Origin of the sequence: Ensifer sp. ENS06 (assembly GCF_014852205.1) — a bacterium.
Classification (GTDB): Bacteria; Pseudomonadota; Alphaproteobacteria; order Rhizobiales; family Rhizobiaceae; genus Ensifer; species Ensifer adhaerens.
Genome location: NZ_JACVBC010000003.1, coordinates 51,024 through 68,729, shown reverse-complemented (window position 1 = coordinate 68,729; position 17,706 = coordinate 51,024). Strand labels below are relative to the sequence as shown.

The following is a 17,706-nucleotide window of genomic DNA, read 5'->3' as shown; positions in this document are numbered from 1 at the left end:
GCGACCGGCTGCTGAACGTCCTGGTCGGAGACATGCGCGTCAAAAATCGACGATCAGGTTTGCGCGGCCGGCACTCGACCGCGCGCCGTCGCCGAATTCGCCGAGATAGGTGATTGCCAGCCGCGCGGATTTGGAGAGCCGGGCGGAAATGCCCGCTTCCACCACCAGCGCATCGCGCGCGATGGGCACGCCTGCGATGGTGAAGGGGCTGGCACCGGCAAAGGCAAGGCGCGCGGACGGCGAAAGGTCGCCTTCCGCATGGCGCCAGCCGAGCATGCCGGAGGCTGAGATCGGCATTTGGTCTATCGGCAGATTCGCCCACCAGCGCACGCCGATGGTCGTAAGCATGGCGTCGTCAGTGGCACCTTCTGCCGAGAGCGCCGCCGAACTACCGTTTTCCTTGAACGCATCGGTATCGAGATAGACATAGGCCAGGTTTGCGAACGGCTGAAGCCTGATGTCGTCTGCGCTGAGCGTGAAGGAAAGGTCGGCGAACACCTGGGCAACAGTGCTGTCGTAGTCGGCGGTCAGGCGGTCTGTGAACGAGCCGAAGGCGAGGTCACGCTCCGACGAAACCTCGTTGTGGCTATAGATCGCGCCGCCTGCAAGGTTCAGCGCCCCGATGTTCCCATATCCGTAGAGGCCCGCATGGTAAGCATCGACACGCGCCTGCGGCTGAACGGTGAGATGGCTGTAGCCGAGGATCCCACCGAGGCGCCAATCGTCGGAAACCGCCGTATCAGCGCCGACGAGGACACCCGCCGTGCGGTTACCGATAGCGGCTGCGTTGCCGTCACCGGACAAATGGCCCGCGCCTGCAAAACCCGACGTCCAGAAGACGGCGTCCTCGGTTTCCTGAAGGGTCGAGACGGCCGAGCCCGCGCGCTCCAGAATGGCGTCCCGCGGAAAACGGCTGTCCCACATCAGCGCGCTCTTGACTGAGGCGTGTACCTCGCCGCTCAGCTGGGAAAAGGCGCTTGCGGCCGTTGCATCATCCAGCGAGAGCACGGCCAGCGTGAGCGGGCTCGTGACGCCCAGCGCTTCGACAGCGCTTGCTGCTGCGCGCCCATTGGCGGTTTCTGCGAGGTCCGCGAACGCAACGTCGTTCCGGTCGAGCCTCAGATCGATGCCGGTGGCGCCATAGGTCAGCGTCGGCGACAGGAACGCAAGATTGCTTGTCACCGCATGGAACCGGCCGCTGACAGTGCCGGCGGAAGCGATCGTGTAGCTCGTCGACGGGTCATAGACGCCGCTGCCGGCGAGGACCGCTAGCCTGCCGCCCTCAAGCGAAAGCGCGCCCGAAACGGCCAGGCGGTCGGATTGCCCCGCCGCATCCACATCCACCTGATAGATCGAGCCCGAACGGAACGTCAGGTCGCCGTTGACGGTGGCAACCGCGATGCCCGGGCCGGGAGAGACCACGCCGCCGGCATTGACCGTCAGGCTGCCGACGATGCCGCTGCCGGACAAGAGACCGCCGTCGAAGATTTCGACCGTCCCGGCGACTGTGCCCTGGTTGACGAGCGCGCCGCCCGTGATGCTCGCCGCGCCGCTGATCGTGCCGGTGTTTTGGAAGAGGCCGCCGCTGTTTGCGAGCGAAGCGATGGTTCCGTCGTTCGACCCGGTGCCGGCGTTGGAAACTGCCCCGGCAGTCGCGCCGCTGTTATTGGTGAAAGTGCCGTTGGCACCGATCTCGACGTCGGCGAGCGCCGCATTGTTGACGACGCTGCCGCCGGCGACGGTTGTCTTTCCGGTCACCGTGCCGTTGCCGTTGTTGGTGAAGGATCCGCCATCGTTGCGCACGGAAGCGATGGTTCCGGCATTGGACAGGGTGCCGGCGTTGGTGACGTTGGCGGCCACGGCGCCGCTGTTGTTGACGAAGGCTGCCGCGGCCGCGACGTCGGCGTCGCTAACGACGAAATTGTTCGTCACGGTGCCGCCTGTAACCGTCGTCTTGCCGGTGACTGTGCCACCGGCATTGTTGGCGAAGTTTCCGGCTGTGTTGGTAAGTCCGGCGATCGTGCCGGCATTCGACGCGGCGCCGCTGTTGGTGACCGCGCCGGCGCTTGCCCCCGACGTGTTCGTGAAGGTGCCGCCCGCGCCGACGGTGACCGTACCGAGGGTCGCGTTGTTGGTGACGGCGCCGCCAGAGACCGTGGTTTCGCCGGTCACTTCGCCGCCGAAATTGTTCGTGAAGCTTCCGGCGTCGTTGCGCACCGATGCGATGGTGCCAGCGTTCGAGACCGTGCCGGCGTTGGTAATCGCGCCCGCAGTTGCGCCATTGTTGTTGACGAAGGCGGCCGCTGCCGCGACATCCGCGTCGGTGACGACGAAGTTGTTGGTGACGGTTCCGCCCGCCACCGTCGTTTTCCCGGTGATCGTGCCGCCGGTATTGTTGGTGAAGTTCCCCTGGGTGTTCGTCAGCGAGCCCATGGTTCCGGCGTTGGAGGCGGTGCCGGCATTCACCGTCGCGCCGGCGACGGCGCCGGTGTTGTTCACGAAAGTGCCCCCAGCCGAGACTTTGACGTCACCAACCTCGCCGTTGTTGGAAAGCGACGTGGCGCTGCCGACGCTGGCGCTGTCCAGCGTTCCGTTCACCGACACGTTGCCGTTGTTCAGCGTCAGCCTTCCGTTGAGGTCCCCATCGATCGACAGGCTGCCGCCGTTCAGCTCGACATTGGAGGTGAGTGCGCCGCCCGCGTTGATGCTGACGCTCCCGGAATTGATCGTGCTACCGTTGGTGACGGTCAGCGCGCCGGTGTTGGAGATGGTGACATTGCCGCCGTCGACGCCAAGCTGGCGGATCGTACGGCCGTCGTTGACCTGCGGAGAGCCGGTGTTGACCTCCGCTGCGTCGCTCGCGCCGGGCAGGGCGGGCGCCCAGTTCGCGCCGTTGCCGAATTCGTTGTCGGCTCCCCCGGTCCAAACGGACTGGGCAAGCGCCGGTGTCGAGACGGCAAGAGAGGCTAGTGCCGTGAAAAGGCCGAGGCGTTTGGAAAGGACCGCGAGCGGTGTTTGTCGCATGGGTGCCGCCGGTGCTACGAACGCTCGCGAATCAGCCAGCGGAATGGGTAGCTTTGGCTATCTAATCATGGTTAACGATTTACTACCACCGTTGCTCCCGGGCCGGATGGGCCACCGCCATCGCCCGGTGGCAGAGCCGAAAGTCTCGGCTCCGCTTGCCCTTTGAAGCCGCCGGGAAACGCATGATCAACTGAGCGGGAAGCCCATGGCCGAGACCATCTTGAGCCACGGCCTGCGCCAGCCACCGGACTTGTCGGCGGTGTCGAGCGCATACATGGTGATCTGGGCGCCGAGCCAGCGGAACGGCTCGGGTGGGATCGTATTCGGAAGGCTGGTGGCGAAATCCAGCCGGCTCTCCGGGGTCTTCGAGCCGTCGAGGATATCGAGCGCTATGCGCGCGCCGAAACGTGAGGCCGAGACGCCGAAGCCAGAATAGCCGCCGGCATAAACGACCTTTTCGTCATGGTAACGCTGGAAGTGTACGGCCATGCGGGTGCTGAGGTCGATCGGCCCGCTCCAGGCATGGCTGAAGCGCAGGCCTTCGAGCTGTGGAAAGGTGTCGAAGAAAGCGGCGGCAAGGGGCTCATAGGTATCGAGTTCCCGGTCGATCGACGGAAACGGATCGCCGGCGAAGGCATAGGCGAGGCGGCCGCCGAAGATGATCCGGTTGTCCTTGGTGAGCCGCATGTAGTTCATCTGGGTGCGAGTGTCGTAAACGCCCTGACGATGGCTCCAGCCGATCGCTGCCATCTGCTCCGCTGCCAGGGGCTCTGTCGCCAGCACCCGATCGCGCACGGCGACGACCCTGTTTTTGATCTTCCTGTGGCCGGCGGCAAAGGCGTTGGTGGCGAGCAGCACCTTCGGCGCGGTCACGCTGCCGGAAGCCGCGTGTGCCTTCATCCGGTCGCCGAGGTCTTCAAGGCCTGTCAGTTCGGTGTTTTCGAAGATCCGTACGCCGAGCGTGAGCGCGACCCGTTTCAGTCCGAACGCCAGCAGCGCCGGATGCACCGTGCCGCAGATATGCTTCGACCAGACGCCGGCCTTGTAGCGCGGCGAATTGATTTCGGCGCGGACGGCGCTCTGATCGAGGAAGACCGCCTGGTGGCCGTACTTCAGGTGAAGCTCGTGCTCCTCGTGCAGCGCTTCGATATGGGCGTCGTCGACCGCGACCGTTAGCTCCCCGCCCCACTCGGCATGACAGTCGATCGCATGCTCCTCAAGCGTCTTGAGAAAGCCGTGCATGTTCTCCTGGCCGAGCTTCTCGAGCGCTGCGATGTCTTTCGGGAAAATGCGCACGGCGTTCGACAGCCCGTGCATGACCGAGGTTGAGACGACACCGCCCGGCCGACCCGAGGCGCCGTTGGCGACCGAGCCTTTCTCGATCAGAATGACGTCGATCTCGGGCTGGCGCTGCTTTGCCTGGATGGCGCCCCACAACCCGGTAAAGCCGCCACCCACAACGAGAAGGTCGGCCTTCAGATGACGCGTCAGTCGCTCTCGCGGCTCGGGCGCATCCGGCCGGTCGAGCCAGAAGGGCGTCATCGTCACGTCTGCAAGGGCTTTGTTTCTTACCTGGGTCATGAGGACGGCTCACATCACTTCGCGGCAGGGGCGGTGTAGAGGACGTAGACCTTGCGCATCGTCTCCAGCACTTCGAAACGCACTTCGACGCCGGCTGGAAGCACGTAGCTTTCGCCCGCCGAAAAGGTCTCGACCGAGCCATCCGGGTTGGTGATCGCGACCTTGCCAGAGAGGATGACGCTGTATTCATTGCCATCGGGATAGGAGAGCATTTCCGCATAGGGCGTCGACTGCCACGTGCCGATGACGACGGCCTTATCGGGGCTTTCGAAATGAACGTCGCCGAGCTCGTCCGCAAAGCCCGAAAGGATCGCCTCCGGCGGCACGACGCTGCATTTTTCAAGCGCGTTGAGGCCGACACCATCGCGCCCGAGTTTGATGACCTTCGACATGTTCACTCCAGTTCAGAAAGACGAGCGCCAAGTCGATCGGCCGCGCGCCAGGGTTTCGTTGTTTCATTCTTCTACGGAACGATGGGATGTCCGAGATCAATATGCCGTCTCGACAGTCACGTGCCGCCTTGCCTGCCGCGGATCTACTGTGCGGCTTGCATCATTTTTCTAGGCGTCGGTATCGCTGCTCGGAATACGCCAAAGGGCTAGGTTCGCTCCGAGGCGGGCCATCCGTGCCGCGCCGCAAGGCCTTGCCCCGCCGGATGTCGGCCACCTATGCCGTTGTTTTGGTTCGCCAAAAGATAGTTTTGGAAATCCCGTAGTGAAATTCCGTTACTTGCGACCAACCCAACCTTCGCCTAGTCTGCGCTTGGAGGAGAACAATATGAACGACGATACGATCATCAAAGTCTGCGCGCCGGCGCAGCAGGTGTCCGGTGTAGGCGATCTGGCGCTGTCGCTGATGGAGGGGGTGGGCCGTTCGGATTTCCAGGACCGGCTGACACATTCGCTCAAGCGGCACATTGCGATCGATGCCGGTCTGATGCTCCTCTATCGACGCGACGCCGCGCCGAAGATCCTGTTTAACGACTGGCGCACGGACAGGGGGCTGTCGGATATTCGCGCCTATCTGCAGGGGCCGTACCGGATGGATCCGTTCTACCGGCTGGCGCTCGACAATGGCGACGACGGGCTTTATCGCCTGCGGCAAATCGATCCGTCCTTCGACCGGTCGCAGTACTACCGCGACTACTACCGGCATTCGGGCCTGCACGACGAATTCAACGTCTTCATCGGCATCGATGCCGACACGAAGATCGCAATCTCTCTGGCGCGCCGCCATGCGCACGCGGCCTTCAGCGGCGAAGATCAGGATTTCCTGCAGAATGCGGCGCCGCTCATCAGCATGGCCGTGCTTCGGCATTATCGCGACCTCAGACCCGAAGGCCTGGGCGACGACGGCTCGCCGCTTCAAAGCGCCCTGGCGCAGGCGGTGCGCAATTTTGGCCGCAGCCTGCTGACCGATCGCGAGTGCCAGGTGGCGCAGATGATCCTGCGCGGTTACTCGGTCAAGGGTGCTGCCGAAAAGCTCGGCATCTCGCCGGCGACCGTCAAGCTGCATCGCCGCAACCTCTACGCCAAGCTCGACATCACTTCGCAGACGGCATTGTTCTCGCTGTTTATCGATGCCGTGTCTTCGGCAAGCAATGCCTTCGAGGATCCGCTGGCCACGTATCTTTCGCCGGCTGGCGCGCTGAGGCCGCACTGACCCGGCGCATTTGTCGGGAATTCCGGGGAAGTCTATCTTCCTCAGAGTTACCTCAAGCCGCGGCGCTCACCCGTTGTTCGGAGCGCCGCGAGACCAGTTGAGCGGCCACCAATCCAAACACGACGATGCCGAGGATAATCGTCGAGATCGCGTTGATCTCCGGCGTCACGCCGAACTTGATCTGTGAATAGATCTTCATCGGCAGGGTCGATGCACCCGGCCCGGTCGTGAAGCTCGAGATGACCAGGTCGTCCAGCGACAGGGTGAAGGACAGCAGCCAGGCGGAGACGAGCGCCGGGATCATGTTCGGTAAGGCGACGCTGACGAACGCCTTTGCCGGAGGGCAGCCGAGATCGCGCGCCGCCTCCTCCAATGACGGGTCGAGTTCGACCAGCCGCGATTGCAGCACGACAGTCGCAAAACAGAGCGTGAAGGTGGTGTGCGCCAGCGTGATGGTGAGCGGCCCGCGGTCGATCCCGAGCGTCACGAACATCAGAAGCATCGACACGGCCATCACCACCTCGGGCATCACCATCGGGGCGAGCAGCATGCCGTTCAGCAGTGCCCGGCCACGGAAGCGACGCAGCCGCACCATGACGACGGCGGCAAGCGTGCCGAGAAGGGTGGCGGCGGTGGCCGAGACCGCCGCGACCAGGAAGCTGACTTTCGCGCCCTCGATGATCGAGGGATTGTTGAGAACAGTCGCATACCATTGGGTGGAGAAGCCGCCCCAGACCGTCACGACCTTCGAGCCGTTGAAGCTGTAGACGACGAGCACGACGATAGGCAGATAGAGGAAGGCAAGACCGAACAGGATCGACAGCCGATTGAACCAGCTTGGTTTTGTCATGGCTTGCTCCTCAGCCTTGTTCACGCGATTGGCGCGACTGGAAATAGACGATCGGTACGACCAGCAGAGCGAGCAAGACGATGGTCACGGCAGCGGCCATCGGCCAGTCGCGGTTGTTGAAGAATTCGAGCCAGATGGCGCGGCCGATCATCTGCGTGTCGGCGCCACCCAAGAGATCCGGGATCACGAATTCACCGACCACCGGGATGAAGACCAGCGCGCAGCCCGCGAGCACGCCGGGCAGGCTCAACGGGAAGGTGACCCGCCAGAAGGCGGAGATGCGCGAGCAGCCGAGATCGCGCGCCGCCTCGATCAAAGTCCGATCGGCGCTGCTCAAGGTCGAATAGATCGGCAGCACCATGAAGGGCAGGTAGGTGTAGACGATGCCGATATAGATCGCCGTCTCGGTGTTGAGGATTCGCAGCGGCTCGCTGATCAGCCCGATCTTTAAAAGCAGCGCGTTCAAAAGACCGTCGTTCCTGAGAATGCTCATCCAGGAATAGACGCGGATCAGCATCGAGCTCCAGAACGGCACGATCACCAGAAAGACCAGCAGGGACCTGGAGGAGGGCGAGCAGGACGCGATGCCATAGGCGAGGGGATAGGCGATGAAGAGCATGGCAGCCGTGGAGATCGCCGCGATCTTGAGGCTCGTCAGATACGCCAGAAGATAGGTGTCGTCGGTCAGCACATAGAGGAAATTCTCGAAATTGAGCCTAAGGTTCAGGATCGAGCCGTCCCAGGCGGTCAGCGGCTCGAATGGCGGCATGCCGAGGCGGACGGTCGAAAGGCTGATACCGGCAACCAGCGCGAAGGGCGCGAGGAACAACACGAGCAGCCAGGCATAGGGGATGGCGATCAGCAGGCGCTTGCCCCAGTTCGCCTTTGCGGAGGGGGCGGCTGCGGAAGAATGGGCGATGGAAGACAAGGGTCGACCTCCTATTCGGCCAGCAGCCGGCTTGCCTGCGGCGGCCAGTTTGCGAACACGCGGTCGCCGACGCGAAGATCGCTCTCGGCGCCGAGATTGACCCGGCGCGCGTCGAGCGTCGCGCCCGACTTCAGCCGCACGCGGTAGTGTCTCTCGACACCGGTATAGGTGAGCTGTTCCACGGTGCCTTCGAGGCCGCTGCCCGAAGTTGTAAGCTCTACCCGTTCAGGGCGGACCGAAACCCAGAACGGCCGGTCGAGCGCCACCCGGTCGGTGAAGGCGGCGCGGACACCGCCGCCGGCCTCATCGCTTTCGATCCGCAGTTCTTCGCCATCGCGTTCCGATCGTCCGCCGGCAAAGACATTGGTTTCGCCAAGGAATTTCGCGACGTAGCGCGACCGCGGCGCCTCGTAGACGTCTGACGGCGAGCCGACCTGCAGCACCTGTCCCTGCTTCATGATGGCGATGCGGGTGGAAACGGTCATCGCCTCGTGCTGATCATGGGTGACGATGATGAAGGTGAGGCCGAGTTCGCGTTGCAGGCGGACGAGTTCGAGTTGGGTTTCGGTGCGCAGGTTCTTGTCGAGCGCGCCCAAGGGCTCGTCAAGCAGCAACACCTTCGGCCGCTTGACCAGTGCGCGGGCGAGCGCCACGCGCTGGCGCTGGCCACCGGAAAGCTGCGCCGGCTTGCGATCGAGCAGTGCGGTCAGCTGCAGCTTTTCCGAGACCTCGTCGATCCGCTTCCTGATCTCGCTCTTGTCGAGACCGTCCTGGTGCAATCCGAAGGCGATGTTCTTGCCGACCGTCAGATGCGGAAAGAGCGCGTAGGATTGGAACATCATGTTGGTCGGACGCCGATGCGCCGGAACGTCGGTGACGTCGGCGCCTTCCAGCCTGATCGCGCCCGAGGTCGGCGTCTCGAAGCCGGCGATCATCCGCAGCAGCGTCGACTTTCCGCAGCCGGAGGGCCCAAGGAGCGAGAAGAATTCGCCCCTCTCGATGCCGAGGTTGATGTTGTTGACGGCCGTGACGACGCCATAGGACTTCGCCAGGTTTTCGATCGAAATATAGGATGGCACGGGATCTGGTCCTGCTGTTGACGGTTGGCCTATTGGCCGGCCCGGAATGCTGACCAGACGCGGGTGCGCTCGCGCGTCTGGCGCGGTGGCAGCGACTTGTCGACGAAGAGCTTGGAACGGACCTCGGCAGGCGGATAGATGTTCGGGTTGTCTCGGATGCCGGCGTCGACCTCTGCCGTCGCCGCGGCATTGGCGTTGGCGTAAAAGACGCGATTGCTGATCGCGGCGACTGTCTTCGGCTCGAGGATATAGTCGATGAAAGCCAGCGCCTGTTCCGGATCCGGTGCGTCGGCCGGGATCGCCATCGTGTCGAAGGAAATGATCGTGCCTTCCTTCGGGATCGAGTAGGCGACCGCAACACCGGTCTCCGCCTCTTCGGCGCGGGCCGCTGCAATGCCGGCGTCGCCGCTCCACATCAGCGCCAGGCAGAGCTGGCCGGAGGCCATGTCGGCCACGAGCTGGCCGCTTTGCATGTGCCGGATAAAGGGGCGCAGCTTCAGCAGCAGTTCCTTGGCTTTGTCGAGATCCTCCGCCTGTGTGGAATAGGGATCGAGGCCGAGATAGTTGAGCGCGATCGGGATCACCTCGTTCGGCGCATCGACGATGCCGATGCCGCAGTCCTGGAATTTCTGGGCGATCTCGGGCTTGAAGAACATGTCGAGGCTATTGACCGGTGCCTCGGGCAGGCGCTCGTTGACCAGCTTGGCGTTGTAGGCAACGCCCGTCGTCAGCCACATGTAGGGAACGAGATACTTGTTCTCCGGGTCGTGCTCGGCGACAAGCTTCAACAGGTCCTTGTCGAGATTGCCGTAGTTCTTGAGCGCTGTGACATCGATCGGCTTCAGTGCGCCGGACTGGATCAGGCGCTCGCCGACCGTGGCGCTCGGGAAGGCGACGTCGAAACCGCTGCCGCCGGCAAGCAGCCGGGTTTCAAGCACTTCAAGGGAATCGTAGAAGTCCACCCGAGTTTCAACGCTGGTCTTCGCCTGGAAATTCGAAACGGTGTCTTCGGCGAAGTAGTCGGAGAAATTGTAGATGAACAGCTTGTCCTGCGCCTGGGCGGTCGTTGAGGCCGCAATGGCGGCGAGCGACGCGGCGAACATGGAGCGCAGGGCGGTGCGGGTTAACTTTTGCATGGTTCCTCCCAAGAACAGCGTATTTTTGTTTTCGCCAAAGTGATTGGCGGGTCCTTTGAGGGCAACACTCCCTTTGGCTAGGTGTGGGAGACGCGGCGGCGTCGTAAACGGCAATCGACGCCGGCCTTTGCCGCATCGGGCATGTTTGTTTGACCGCGATCGAAGTAACGTTCGATCGAAGGGCATTTCTCGGGTGGCAATGGCTGCTAGGGTTCCGGCGACAGAAAGGGAGAACTTCCATGGACGAAAAATTCAACCAGCCGCTGGGCGGCAACGATATGCCCCGCTTCGGCGGCCCCGGCACGATGATGCGTCTTCCCACCGCGACCTCGGCTGAAGGCCTCGACGCCTGCTTCGTTGGCATCCCCATGGATATCGGCGCGTCCAACCGGTCTGGTACGCGCTACGGACCGCGCCAGATCCGCGCGGAATCCGTGATGATCCGTCCCTACAACATGGCGACCGGCGCCGCCCCGTTCGAAAGCCTGCAGGTCGCCGATATCGGCGACATCGCCATCAACACCTTCAACCTGCCGGCCAATATGGAGATCATCACCCGCGGCATCCGCGAGATCCTTAAGCATGACTGTATCCCGCTGACCCTCGGCGGCGATCACACGATCAGCTACCCGATCCTGAAGGCGATTGCCGAAAAACACGGGCCGGTCGCCCTCATCCATGTCGATGCGCATGCGGATATCAACGACACGATGTTCGGCGAGAAGATCGCGCACGGCACGCCGTTCCGTCGCGCCTATGAGGACGGCTGCCTCAATCCCAATCTCGTCTTCCAGATCGGCCTGCGCGGCACCGGCTATGCTTCCGACGATTTCGACTGGTCGCGCGACAGGGGCTTCACCGTCGTCCCGGCCGAGGAATGCTGGCACAAGTCGCTGGTGCCGCTGATCGAAGGCATCCGCGCGAAGATCGGCAACCACAAGACCTACCTGACCTTCGACATCGATAGCCTTGATCCGGCCTATGCGCCGGGCACCGGCACGCCCGAGATCGGGGGCCTTACCGTCATCCAGGCACTCGAGATCATCCGCGGCTGCCGCGGTCTCAACCTGGTCGGCGCCGATCTCGTCGAGGTGAGCCCGCCCTTCGACACGACTGGAACGACCGCGATCACCGCGGCGAACCTGCTTTATGAAATGCTCTGCGTGCTGCCGGGGGTGAAGTACAAGCGGTAACGGCTCCGGCAAGCTTGATTGCGGATTGGCAGGAGGCCGGAGGCGGCCTCCTTTCCGAAAACCTTTCGAACGCCTTTAGCGCTTTGCCGGGCGCAGACGCCCCCAGATCGGCGCGACGACATTACCCAAGACGACGATCGTGATGGCGCCGACGACGAGGGCGAGCAGTGCCTGCTGTGCCGAGGTCGCAAACCAGCCGACGAGCCCGGGCGCGAACTGAAGCGCCTGCGCGACATGCTCGGAGATGTCGTGGATGAAATGTTCAGGCCCGGCCTCGCCAAGTTGCGCCATGCCGTGCACGAGAATGCTGCCCCCGACCCACAGCATGGCGGCGGTGCCGATGGCGGCGAGAGCCTTGAGGAACACGGGCATGCCGAGCACCAGTCCGCGGCCGAGCGGCCGCAGGAGCGCGACGGGGTTTTTGGCAAGCGCGACGCCGGCGTCGTCGGCCTTCACGATCAAGCCGACCGCTCCGTAGACGGCAAGCGTGATGAGGATGCCGACCCCGGCCAGAACTGCTGCCTGTGTGTAGATGCTGGCGTCGGCAACGGTCGAGAGCGTCAGTGCCATGATCTCGGCGGAAAGAATGAAGTCGGTTCGGATGGCGCCCGCAACCTTCTCGTTTTCGAGCGCTGCCGGATCGCTCGTCGCGCCGAGCACGGCTTCCTCATGTGCGTGGGCGGCATGGGGGAAGAGGGCACCATAGAGCTTCTCGGCGCCCTCGTAGCAGAGATAGATGCCGCCGAGCATGAGCAGCGGCGTGATCGCCCAGGGTGCGAAGTAGCCGAGCAGAAGGGCTCCCGGCAGAAGGAAGAGCAGCTTGTTCTTGAGCGAGCCGAAGGCGATCCGCGCGATGATCGGCAGTTCCCGTTCCGGCGTCAGGCCAACGACATAGCGTGGCGTCACGGCCGCATCGTCGATCACGACGCCAGCGGCCTTGGTGCTGGCCTTCACCGTCTGGGCGGCAACGTCGTCAAGCGAGGCCGCAGCCATCTTGGCGATCGCAGTGATGTCGTCGAGGAGGGCGATGAGACCTGTGGCCATCGATGGCTGAACCCTTTGAGAGAAATCCGAAAAACACGGCAGTTAAGTCGCCAGTAACCACCATAGCGTGTCGAGTCAACGGCGCCGCGGTTGCACCCCGTCACCCAGTCTGCGTCGCGGAGGCCCTCGTGTGCCAGAGGAGGGCGTCTCGCTCGTTCTTCAAAACGTTGTAAAAAGCAGCCATGTTTGGCTCAACCCCTCTGCAAGTACTTGAAATAGCGTACCGCGTTCGCGTGACGGCATTTTGATTTGGCTCGGAAGCAGCTTGAAATGGCTCAAGGCGATGCCGCTGGAGCCTCGCGCGCAGCTCAAAGGCACAAAAAAAGCCGGGCAAAATGCCCGGCTTCGACGTTGCGCTGATCGCTTGTTTAAAGGGTGATCTGGGATCGCTGATAGAAATTGGTATGGACGACGCTCATGGGGATTGCAGGCGGGATTCCGCTTGTCGCGATCTGAGCAGCCATGTGGGGACGCGTGGATCGCAGAACGCTCGCCAGTTGATACCCGGAAACATAGGTGCCGGCGAAGCGAATGAGGGAGTCTAGAGGGATGGTTCTTTCGGTGTCTCGACCGCTTCGCACATTACCCGCGATGAAGCCTTCCCTGACCAGCGCCTCCAGGGTGAGAGCCGAGACCTGAAGCGCAGCTCTCGCCTTCGCGAAGGAGAGTTCCGCCAGTCTGCCATCGGAACACAGCCGGGCGCATCCGATTGCGTCGAGAACCAGGCCGGCGAAGCCCATTTCACCGGTGGTCGCGGCGTGCACCTGACCGCGAAATACTAGTTTCATCACGGTAGCCGGAGAGCGGTCCGAGACGAAAGCGGCGACGGTTGGCGAAGTCATTAGTCCGTCGTCGAGACCAATTACGGGAAGCGCCTGAAGCCAGTTGAGTGCACGCTCGACGTTGCTGTTCAAGAACTGCTTTGAACCGAAGCGCTTGCCCGGAACTGCAAAGAGCAGATTTGCTCGCAATAGAGCGTTGAGCTCGCTGCTCGTCGTGTTGAGATGTCGCATCGCCTCTTTCATGCTGCAGCGAGCGGATGGCCGAACTCTGTCGAGAGCGTCCACCGGAAACACGACCTGATGATCGGGAAGGTTTTCCGTCTGAGGCGTGATGACCTCGGCCGCCCTCAGCGCGTTACGGAGATCGACCCGGCCGAGCCCCAGCCCGAACGACGCGGACGTGATCGAGTGAAGTTTGCGTTCCCGAACAATGCCTAGAAATTCTTGGCCGGGTCCGATCGGGAGTTCCTCGATGGCGACAGTCTGGATGAGTTGGCGGATCGGCGTATAAGGCGCCTGTTGGCTGGTGTCCTTTACGAGCTCAAAGAGTCGGCCAAAGAGAGCTCTCGGACCGATATGAATTGCTGAGCGGTAGAAGACTCTGGTGAGCCCACGGATGAAGTGAGAGAAGCCTTCCGGTCCTTGGGCGGAGACGGCAAACCCCTCGACAGCGCATTTAGACCACTCGACCTCGTCGAATTCCTTCGGATCGAACCAAATACCATGCCGGACGATGGCGCCGACCGTTTCGGTGAGGCGGCAAGCCACGTCCAGCGGCATGGCATCGAGCCACTTGGCTGCGGTCGGGCGCTTGTGAAGCCGTGCCAGCACATAGCGATCCAACGGAGAAGCAGGCGACGGGACGATGTTCATCTTCGGGCCCAGCACCAGATCTCGGTTGTTGGCTGAAAAGTCGCCGGGATGACGGCGCTGCGGCACGGCGACGTCGGAGAGCGCGCAGTCGTGAGTTTCGCAGGAGCGGATCGAGGAAACGCACCAGTGGAGACGGAAGTATGCGCGCGATCCTTTCCTGCCCGGAGGGAGAGCCTCTTCCGCGACGAGGCAGGCGGGACAGAAGCGATGACTGGTAGGCGCGAGGAACTGCTTTGAAGTCCACTCCCCAGCGATGCAGGCCTTGTCACCGGTCACCCGGATAGCGGCCCGTTTCAAATCGTCACCTTCCAGACCTGTCAGATTGGAGTACCTCTCGATTTCAGGATCTGAGCCGTTACAGAGCTTCTCGAAGCTAATACCCAGATGCCAAGTGAACGGGGGCGCCGTTGGGAAGTCGTGTGCAGCTGCGAGCCGCGAGCAATGGCTGGCGACGGACTCGTCGCTATGCAGGGGCAGGGAAATCGACAGTCTTCTCATCGTGACGTTCCTTGGCCTCGGTCGCAGCTGCGTGCGCCGGTCTGGTCTTCGAGAGTTCTTCTAGATGCAGCGCCACCTCTGGGCGGCGGAAGAACCGGGTGCCTATAAGATCTCTGTCGAAGGCAGGTTGAACGCCAAATTCCGTCAAGCGGCGCACGATCCATCTGGCGTTTCGGCCGAGCGATGCGACGAGCTCACCGATTGAAACGTAAGCCGACCCAAACGCGGAGAGATCGGTCTGGCACACGTAACGCGATCTAGAGCTGTGCTTCCGCCTTGCAGAGGTCGTAACCGGGAGCTGGCCGTAATCGATCAATGCTCGAACGCACGACGCCTGCACGGTCAACGTCTTACGCACTTGCGGAATTGGAAGCAGAACTGTGCCTGGACCGACAGTCAGCAGGGCCTGTCTGATTTCTGTAGGATCCACCAGCATGTCCCTGTACCCATCTTTCTTGTTTGCCCGAGCGACATTCTTCAGTTCCCCCTTCAACAGCAGACGCACGAAATCCCTCGCTCCGCATTTTGCCGATCGGGTGGCCTTTGGAATTTCGACGAGTCCGCCCGCCGGATCCGACATCGTCGCGAGCTTCGCCAGCTTGCCCTTCAACGCGACGATTTCCTCCACCGCGAAGTATGGAACCGCCCCTTTTTTCCGGGCGTCTTTCGTGGTCATTATCGGGGTCAGGAACCCTTCTTCGACAATTGCGGAAAAGTGATAGACGGGCATGCCGAGCATCCGTTGCGCTTCGGCGGATGACACAGCACGATTGGCCGCGACGAGGAGCTCATCTGCCTTCCTTGCGTCCACCAGCACGCGGCGATCACCGCTACGGTTGGCGCGGTAGGGGAGGAGGCCGGCGGCCCGGAACTTCGTTGCGACGCTCCTAGGCGTCTGCCCATGGAGTCTCGCGGCCGTCGACACCGTATGCCACCTGCGCGCCGTGATGGCGCCGAAGACGTCGTCGCCTGGACCCAATGGAAGCCTGTCGGCTGCAACCTGATGAACGATCTGCCGCACTTTCGCGTACGCAGGGTCGCGCTTCTGGTAGCGGAGCAGCCCATAGAACCGCCCCATGGCCTTGCCGCTGTGCTGTTGATTTGACGTGCATTTCGAACAAAGGTCTTCGAGGAATCTCCGAAGCCCGTCCTCTCCGTCAGCCACGACGTCGAAGCCCTGCTTTCCCGCCTCGTACCATTCTGCCTCGCTCAGCCTGTCGGGTTTGAAATCGAGGCCGCGGATCATGGTGGCGCCCACCCACTCCGACGTCTGCGCGGCGGCATAGAGAGGCATCGCGTCCATGAAGTCGTTGCCGCGACGGCCCAGAAGTCTGTCAGTAACGTATTGCTCCAATTTCGTAGGCTCCTGTGGTTTGCTGGAGAGCAGATGTTCGGGCATGTTCGATCGTTCCCATCCAAGGCGAACCACAAAGTCATGGATCGCCTTGAGGCCTTGGTTTTCCGACGTTATTAGCCGCGACCGGTGGACCGGACAGGTCCGGATGAACGTGATGGACCAGTTCAGGCGCGCATAGGCGCGACCTTGCCGGCGCCCTGCACGTGTCGTCTCATCTTCCAGTATGCAATGAGGGCAGAAGCGAAGCCTGTGCCGGCGGAAATGGTAACGAGAGATGGTCTGGTCGCGAACGAATGCGTGGGTGTCGTTCGTCCTGACTACCGCGTGTTCCAGTTGTTCCCGCTTCAGCCCGACCGCGTCGGCAAAAATGCCGATATCGGAGTGCCTTCCGTTGGCCACGGCTGTCAGGTCGAATCCCATATGTCTGGCGAACGCGCTCATGCTTGGGATGCCGTTGACCGCGGCGGTGCGTGAGCAGTAGCTCGTTAGAATCTCATCGGCGTGCAGGGGGACGGTGAGTGCCAGAAGCTTCATTCGGTTTCCTTGAACGTGTCGAAAACGAAGAGCGGAGCCTGAGAACCAGGCCCCGCGTTGGCAGGCGCGGAGGAGCCGACTACGGGCGGACTCCGAATTTCGTCGGCTTGCGCTTGGTCTTTTGGAGATTTGCTTCCTCCCAGGCGTGGTCGTCTTCGCGCAGGAACGCCGTGTGCGGAGACATCCCCCGCCAGTCGGCGGCTTCGAAAATATTCTCTCCGACCACGCACCCGGAATAGGATTGGTAAACGCGCTTGAAGTGTTCGCGTGTCACCTGCGTTGCGCCGTCGATGATCGCGAGTTCCACCGCTCCTCGGACCATCTGGACCACTGAGCCGAACTCGCCATCGCAGGCGTAGGTCAGACGGGCGACGAAGTCGCCCTCAAGGGAGTCGTGTAGCTCGAGCCTGGCATGCTCGCCGATGACTTTCTTCAGGACGGTCGCGACCGTTTCCCGTGCGGACTTTCCCTTGAGCTTGTCAAAGCGGATCACTGTGCGGCGATTGTAGAGCTGCTTTCGTGCAAGAAAGCTCGCCAGGGGAGGAACGCCGGCCAGGACCAGCCGCACCGGCCAGTCCGGCATCTGCACGAGGTTCTTGTATGCATTGCCGATCTTCGTCGTCGACAGCACGTCAGCCGTATCGACGGCGTGCTGGGCTTCATCGATCAACACGAACATCACGCGGTGGGTCTTCAACATCTGCTGAAACAATGCCCATGCTTGATGTTCCTGCAGCGCCTGTCGGACGGGGTAGCCCAGCGCCTCCAGACCTGTCAGAGCGAGCAGTCTCGCAGTGCAGGGGGACGGAGCGTTGAAGCAAAGAAAAGGCCGCACTTCGACGCCGTCCTCGTCGATGTACGACTGCATGGCTGGGATACGACTGGTATGCTCGAGGAGCGCACGTGTCTTGCCCGCCCCGGAGTCTCCGCAGATGGCGACGATCCTGCGCTTATCGGGCTTGCTGATCGCGTTTGTGTCGATGGTGGCGATACTCGCCACCATCGACACCAATGCATCGTGGACAGGACCGTCCCTGGACAGTCCAATATAGCGTCCGTTGATTTCCGAAATCCGATCGGCCACCTCGAGTTTTTCTGGAGGGAGCAACGCCCTGATGCGGGCGACGGCCGCGGTCTGGCCAAAGTTGTCCTGCACGGTTCATTC

General features: G+C 62.4%; 13 protein-coding genes. 2 read left to right on the top strand and 11 right to left on the bottom strand.

Features of this window, described 5'->3' with window-relative positions; translation table 11 throughout:
- Positions 1 to 39 precede the first annotated feature (39 nt).
- The 3 genes from IB279_RS13900 to IB279_RS13890 form a co-directional block, all read right to left on the bottom strand.
- The gene (locus IB279_RS13900) at positions 40 to 3,024 is read right to left on the bottom strand and encodes an autotransporter domain-containing protein (RefSeq protein ID WP_192339301.1); all 2,985 of its coding nucleotides are present in this window, start codon (positions 3,022 to 3,024) and stop codon (positions 40 to 42) included.
- A gap of 186 nt (positions 3,025 to 3,210) precedes the next feature.
- The gene (locus IB279_RS13895) at positions 3,211 to 4,605 is read right to left on the bottom strand and encodes an FAD-binding oxidoreductase (RefSeq protein WP_192339300.1); all 1,395 of its coding nucleotides are present in this window, start codon (positions 4,603 to 4,605) and stop codon (positions 3,211 to 3,213) included.
- A 14-nt stretch (positions 4,606 to 4,619) separates the two neighbouring features.
- Positions 4,620 to 4,997: a cupin domain-containing protein gene (locus tag IB279_RS13890; RefSeq protein ID WP_051659170.1), complete on the bottom strand. Its 378-nt coding sequence runs from the start codon at positions 4,995 to 4,997 to the stop codon at positions 4,620 to 4,622.
- Between the two features lie 385 nt (positions 4,998 to 5,382).
- On the opposite strand from IB279_RS13890, the gene IB279_RS13885 reads away from it, so the two are divergent.
- Positions 5,383 to 6,267 (top strand): LuxR C-terminal-related transcriptional regulator, encoded by an 885-nt coding sequence (locus IB279_RS13885; protein WP_051659169.1) that lies wholly within the window; start codon positions 5,383 to 5,385, stop codon positions 6,265 to 6,267.
- 52 nt (positions 6,268 to 6,319) lie between these two features.
- Here the strand turns inward: IB279_RS13885 and IB279_RS13880 are convergent, their stop codons facing one another.
- Genes IB279_RS13880 through IB279_RS13865 form a run of 4 tightly spaced genes read right to left on the bottom strand, consistent with a single transcriptional unit; the run spans position 6,320 to position 10,260 of the window.
- Positions 6,320 to 7,117 (bottom strand): ABC transporter permease, encoded by a 798-nt coding sequence (locus IB279_RS13880; protein ID WP_192339299.1) that lies wholly within the window; start codon positions 7,115 to 7,117, stop codon positions 6,320 to 6,322.
- Between the two features lie 10 nt (positions 7,118 to 7,127).
- Positions 7,128 to 8,045, bottom strand: coding sequence for an ABC transporter permease subunit (locus IB279_RS13875; protein ID WP_082566251.1), 918 nt, complete (start codon positions 8,043 to 8,045; stop codon positions 7,128 to 7,130).
- 11 nt (positions 8,046 to 8,056) lie between these two features.
- Positions 8,057 to 9,124 carry an ABC transporter ATP-binding protein gene (locus tag IB279_RS13870; protein WP_234798796.1) on the bottom strand — a complete coding sequence of 356 codons (1,068 nt, stop codon included), beginning with the start codon at positions 9,122 to 9,124 and terminating at the stop codon, positions 8,057 to 8,059.
- 29 nt (positions 9,125 to 9,153) lie between these two features.
- Entirely contained in the window at positions 9,154 to 10,260 is a 1,107-nt protein-coding gene (locus IB279_RS13865; RefSeq protein ID WP_034789666.1) for an extracellular solute-binding protein, read from the bottom strand.
- 239 nt (positions 10,261 to 10,499) lie between these two features.
- Here IB279_RS13865 and speB point away from each other — a divergent pair, with 239 nt between their 5' ends.
- Positions 10,500 to 11,453 (top strand): agmatinase, encoded by a 954-nt coding sequence (gene speB, locus IB279_RS13860; protein ID WP_034789665.1) that lies wholly within the window; start codon positions 10,500 to 10,502, stop codon positions 11,451 to 11,453.
- 75 nt (positions 11,454 to 11,528) lie between these two features.
- Here speB and IB279_RS13855 read toward each other — a convergent pair whose 3' ends face one another.
- From IB279_RS13855 to IB279_RS13840, 4 genes are all read right to left on the bottom strand, one after another.
- Positions 11,529 to 12,497, bottom strand: a complete 969-nt coding sequence (locus IB279_RS13855; protein WP_060519290.1) for a DUF808 domain-containing protein — start codon at positions 12,495 to 12,497, stop codon at positions 11,529 to 11,531.
- A gap of 368 nt (positions 12,498 to 12,865) precedes the next feature.
- Positions 12,866 to 14,650, bottom strand: coding sequence for a TniQ family protein (locus IB279_RS13850; protein WP_192339298.1), 1,785 nt, complete (start codon positions 14,648 to 14,650; stop codon positions 12,866 to 12,868).
- Positions 14,616 to 16,541, bottom strand: a complete 1,926-nt coding sequence (locus IB279_RS13845; RefSeq protein WP_192339297.1) for a TniQ family protein — start codon at positions 16,539 to 16,541, stop codon at positions 14,616 to 14,618. Before IB279_RS13845 ends, IB279_RS13850 begins: the two co-directional genes overlap by 35 nt.
- Positions 16,542 to 16,620: 79 nt before the next feature.
- The gene (locus IB279_RS13840) at positions 16,621 to 17,697 is read right to left on the bottom strand and encodes an ATP-binding protein (protein ID WP_192339296.1); all 1,077 of its coding nucleotides are present in this window, start codon (positions 17,695 to 17,697) and stop codon (positions 16,621 to 16,623) included.
- Positions 17,698 to 17,706: the final 9 nt, after the last annotated feature.

Excerpts from the sequence above, each read along its gene's own strand:
- IB279_RS13880 (WP_192339299.1), bottom strand. The coding sequence starts at position 7,117 with ATGACAAAACCAAGCTGGTTCAATCGGCTGTCGATCCTGTTCGGTCTT.
- IB279_RS13865 (WP_034789666.1), bottom strand. The coding sequence starts at position 10,260 with ATGCAAAAGTTAACCCGCACCGCCCTGCGCTCCATGTTCGCCGCGTCG.
- IB279_RS13850 (WP_192339298.1), bottom strand. The coding sequence starts at position 14,650 with ATGAGAAGACTGTCGATTTCCCTGCCCCTGCATAGCGACGAGTCCGTC.
- IB279_RS13890 (WP_051659170.1), bottom strand. The coding sequence starts at position 4,997 with ATGTCGAAGGTCATCAAACTCGGGCGCGATGGTGTCGGCCTCAACGCG.
- IB279_RS13895 (WP_192339300.1), bottom strand. The coding sequence starts at position 4,605 with ATGACCCAGGTAAGAAACAAAGCCCTTGCAGACGTGACGATGACGCCC.
- IB279_RS13845 (WP_192339297.1), bottom strand. The coding sequence starts at position 16,541 with ATGAAGCTTCTGGCACTCACCGTCCCCCTGCACGCCGATGAGATTCTA.
- IB279_RS13855 (WP_060519290.1), bottom strand. The coding sequence starts at position 12,497 with ATGGCCACAGGTCTCATCGCCCTCCTCGACGACATCACTGCGATCGCC.
- speB (WP_034789665.1), top strand. The coding sequence starts at position 10,500 with ATGGACGAAAAATTCAACCAGCCGCTGGGCGGCAACGATATGCCCCGC.
- IB279_RS13900 (WP_192339301.1), bottom strand. The coding sequence starts at position 3,024 with ATGCGACAAACACCGCTCGCGGTCCTTTCCAAACGCCTCGGCCTTTTC.
- IB279_RS13885 (WP_051659169.1), top strand. The coding sequence starts at position 5,383 with ATGAACGACGATACGATCATCAAAGTCTGCGCGCCGGCGCAGCAGGTG.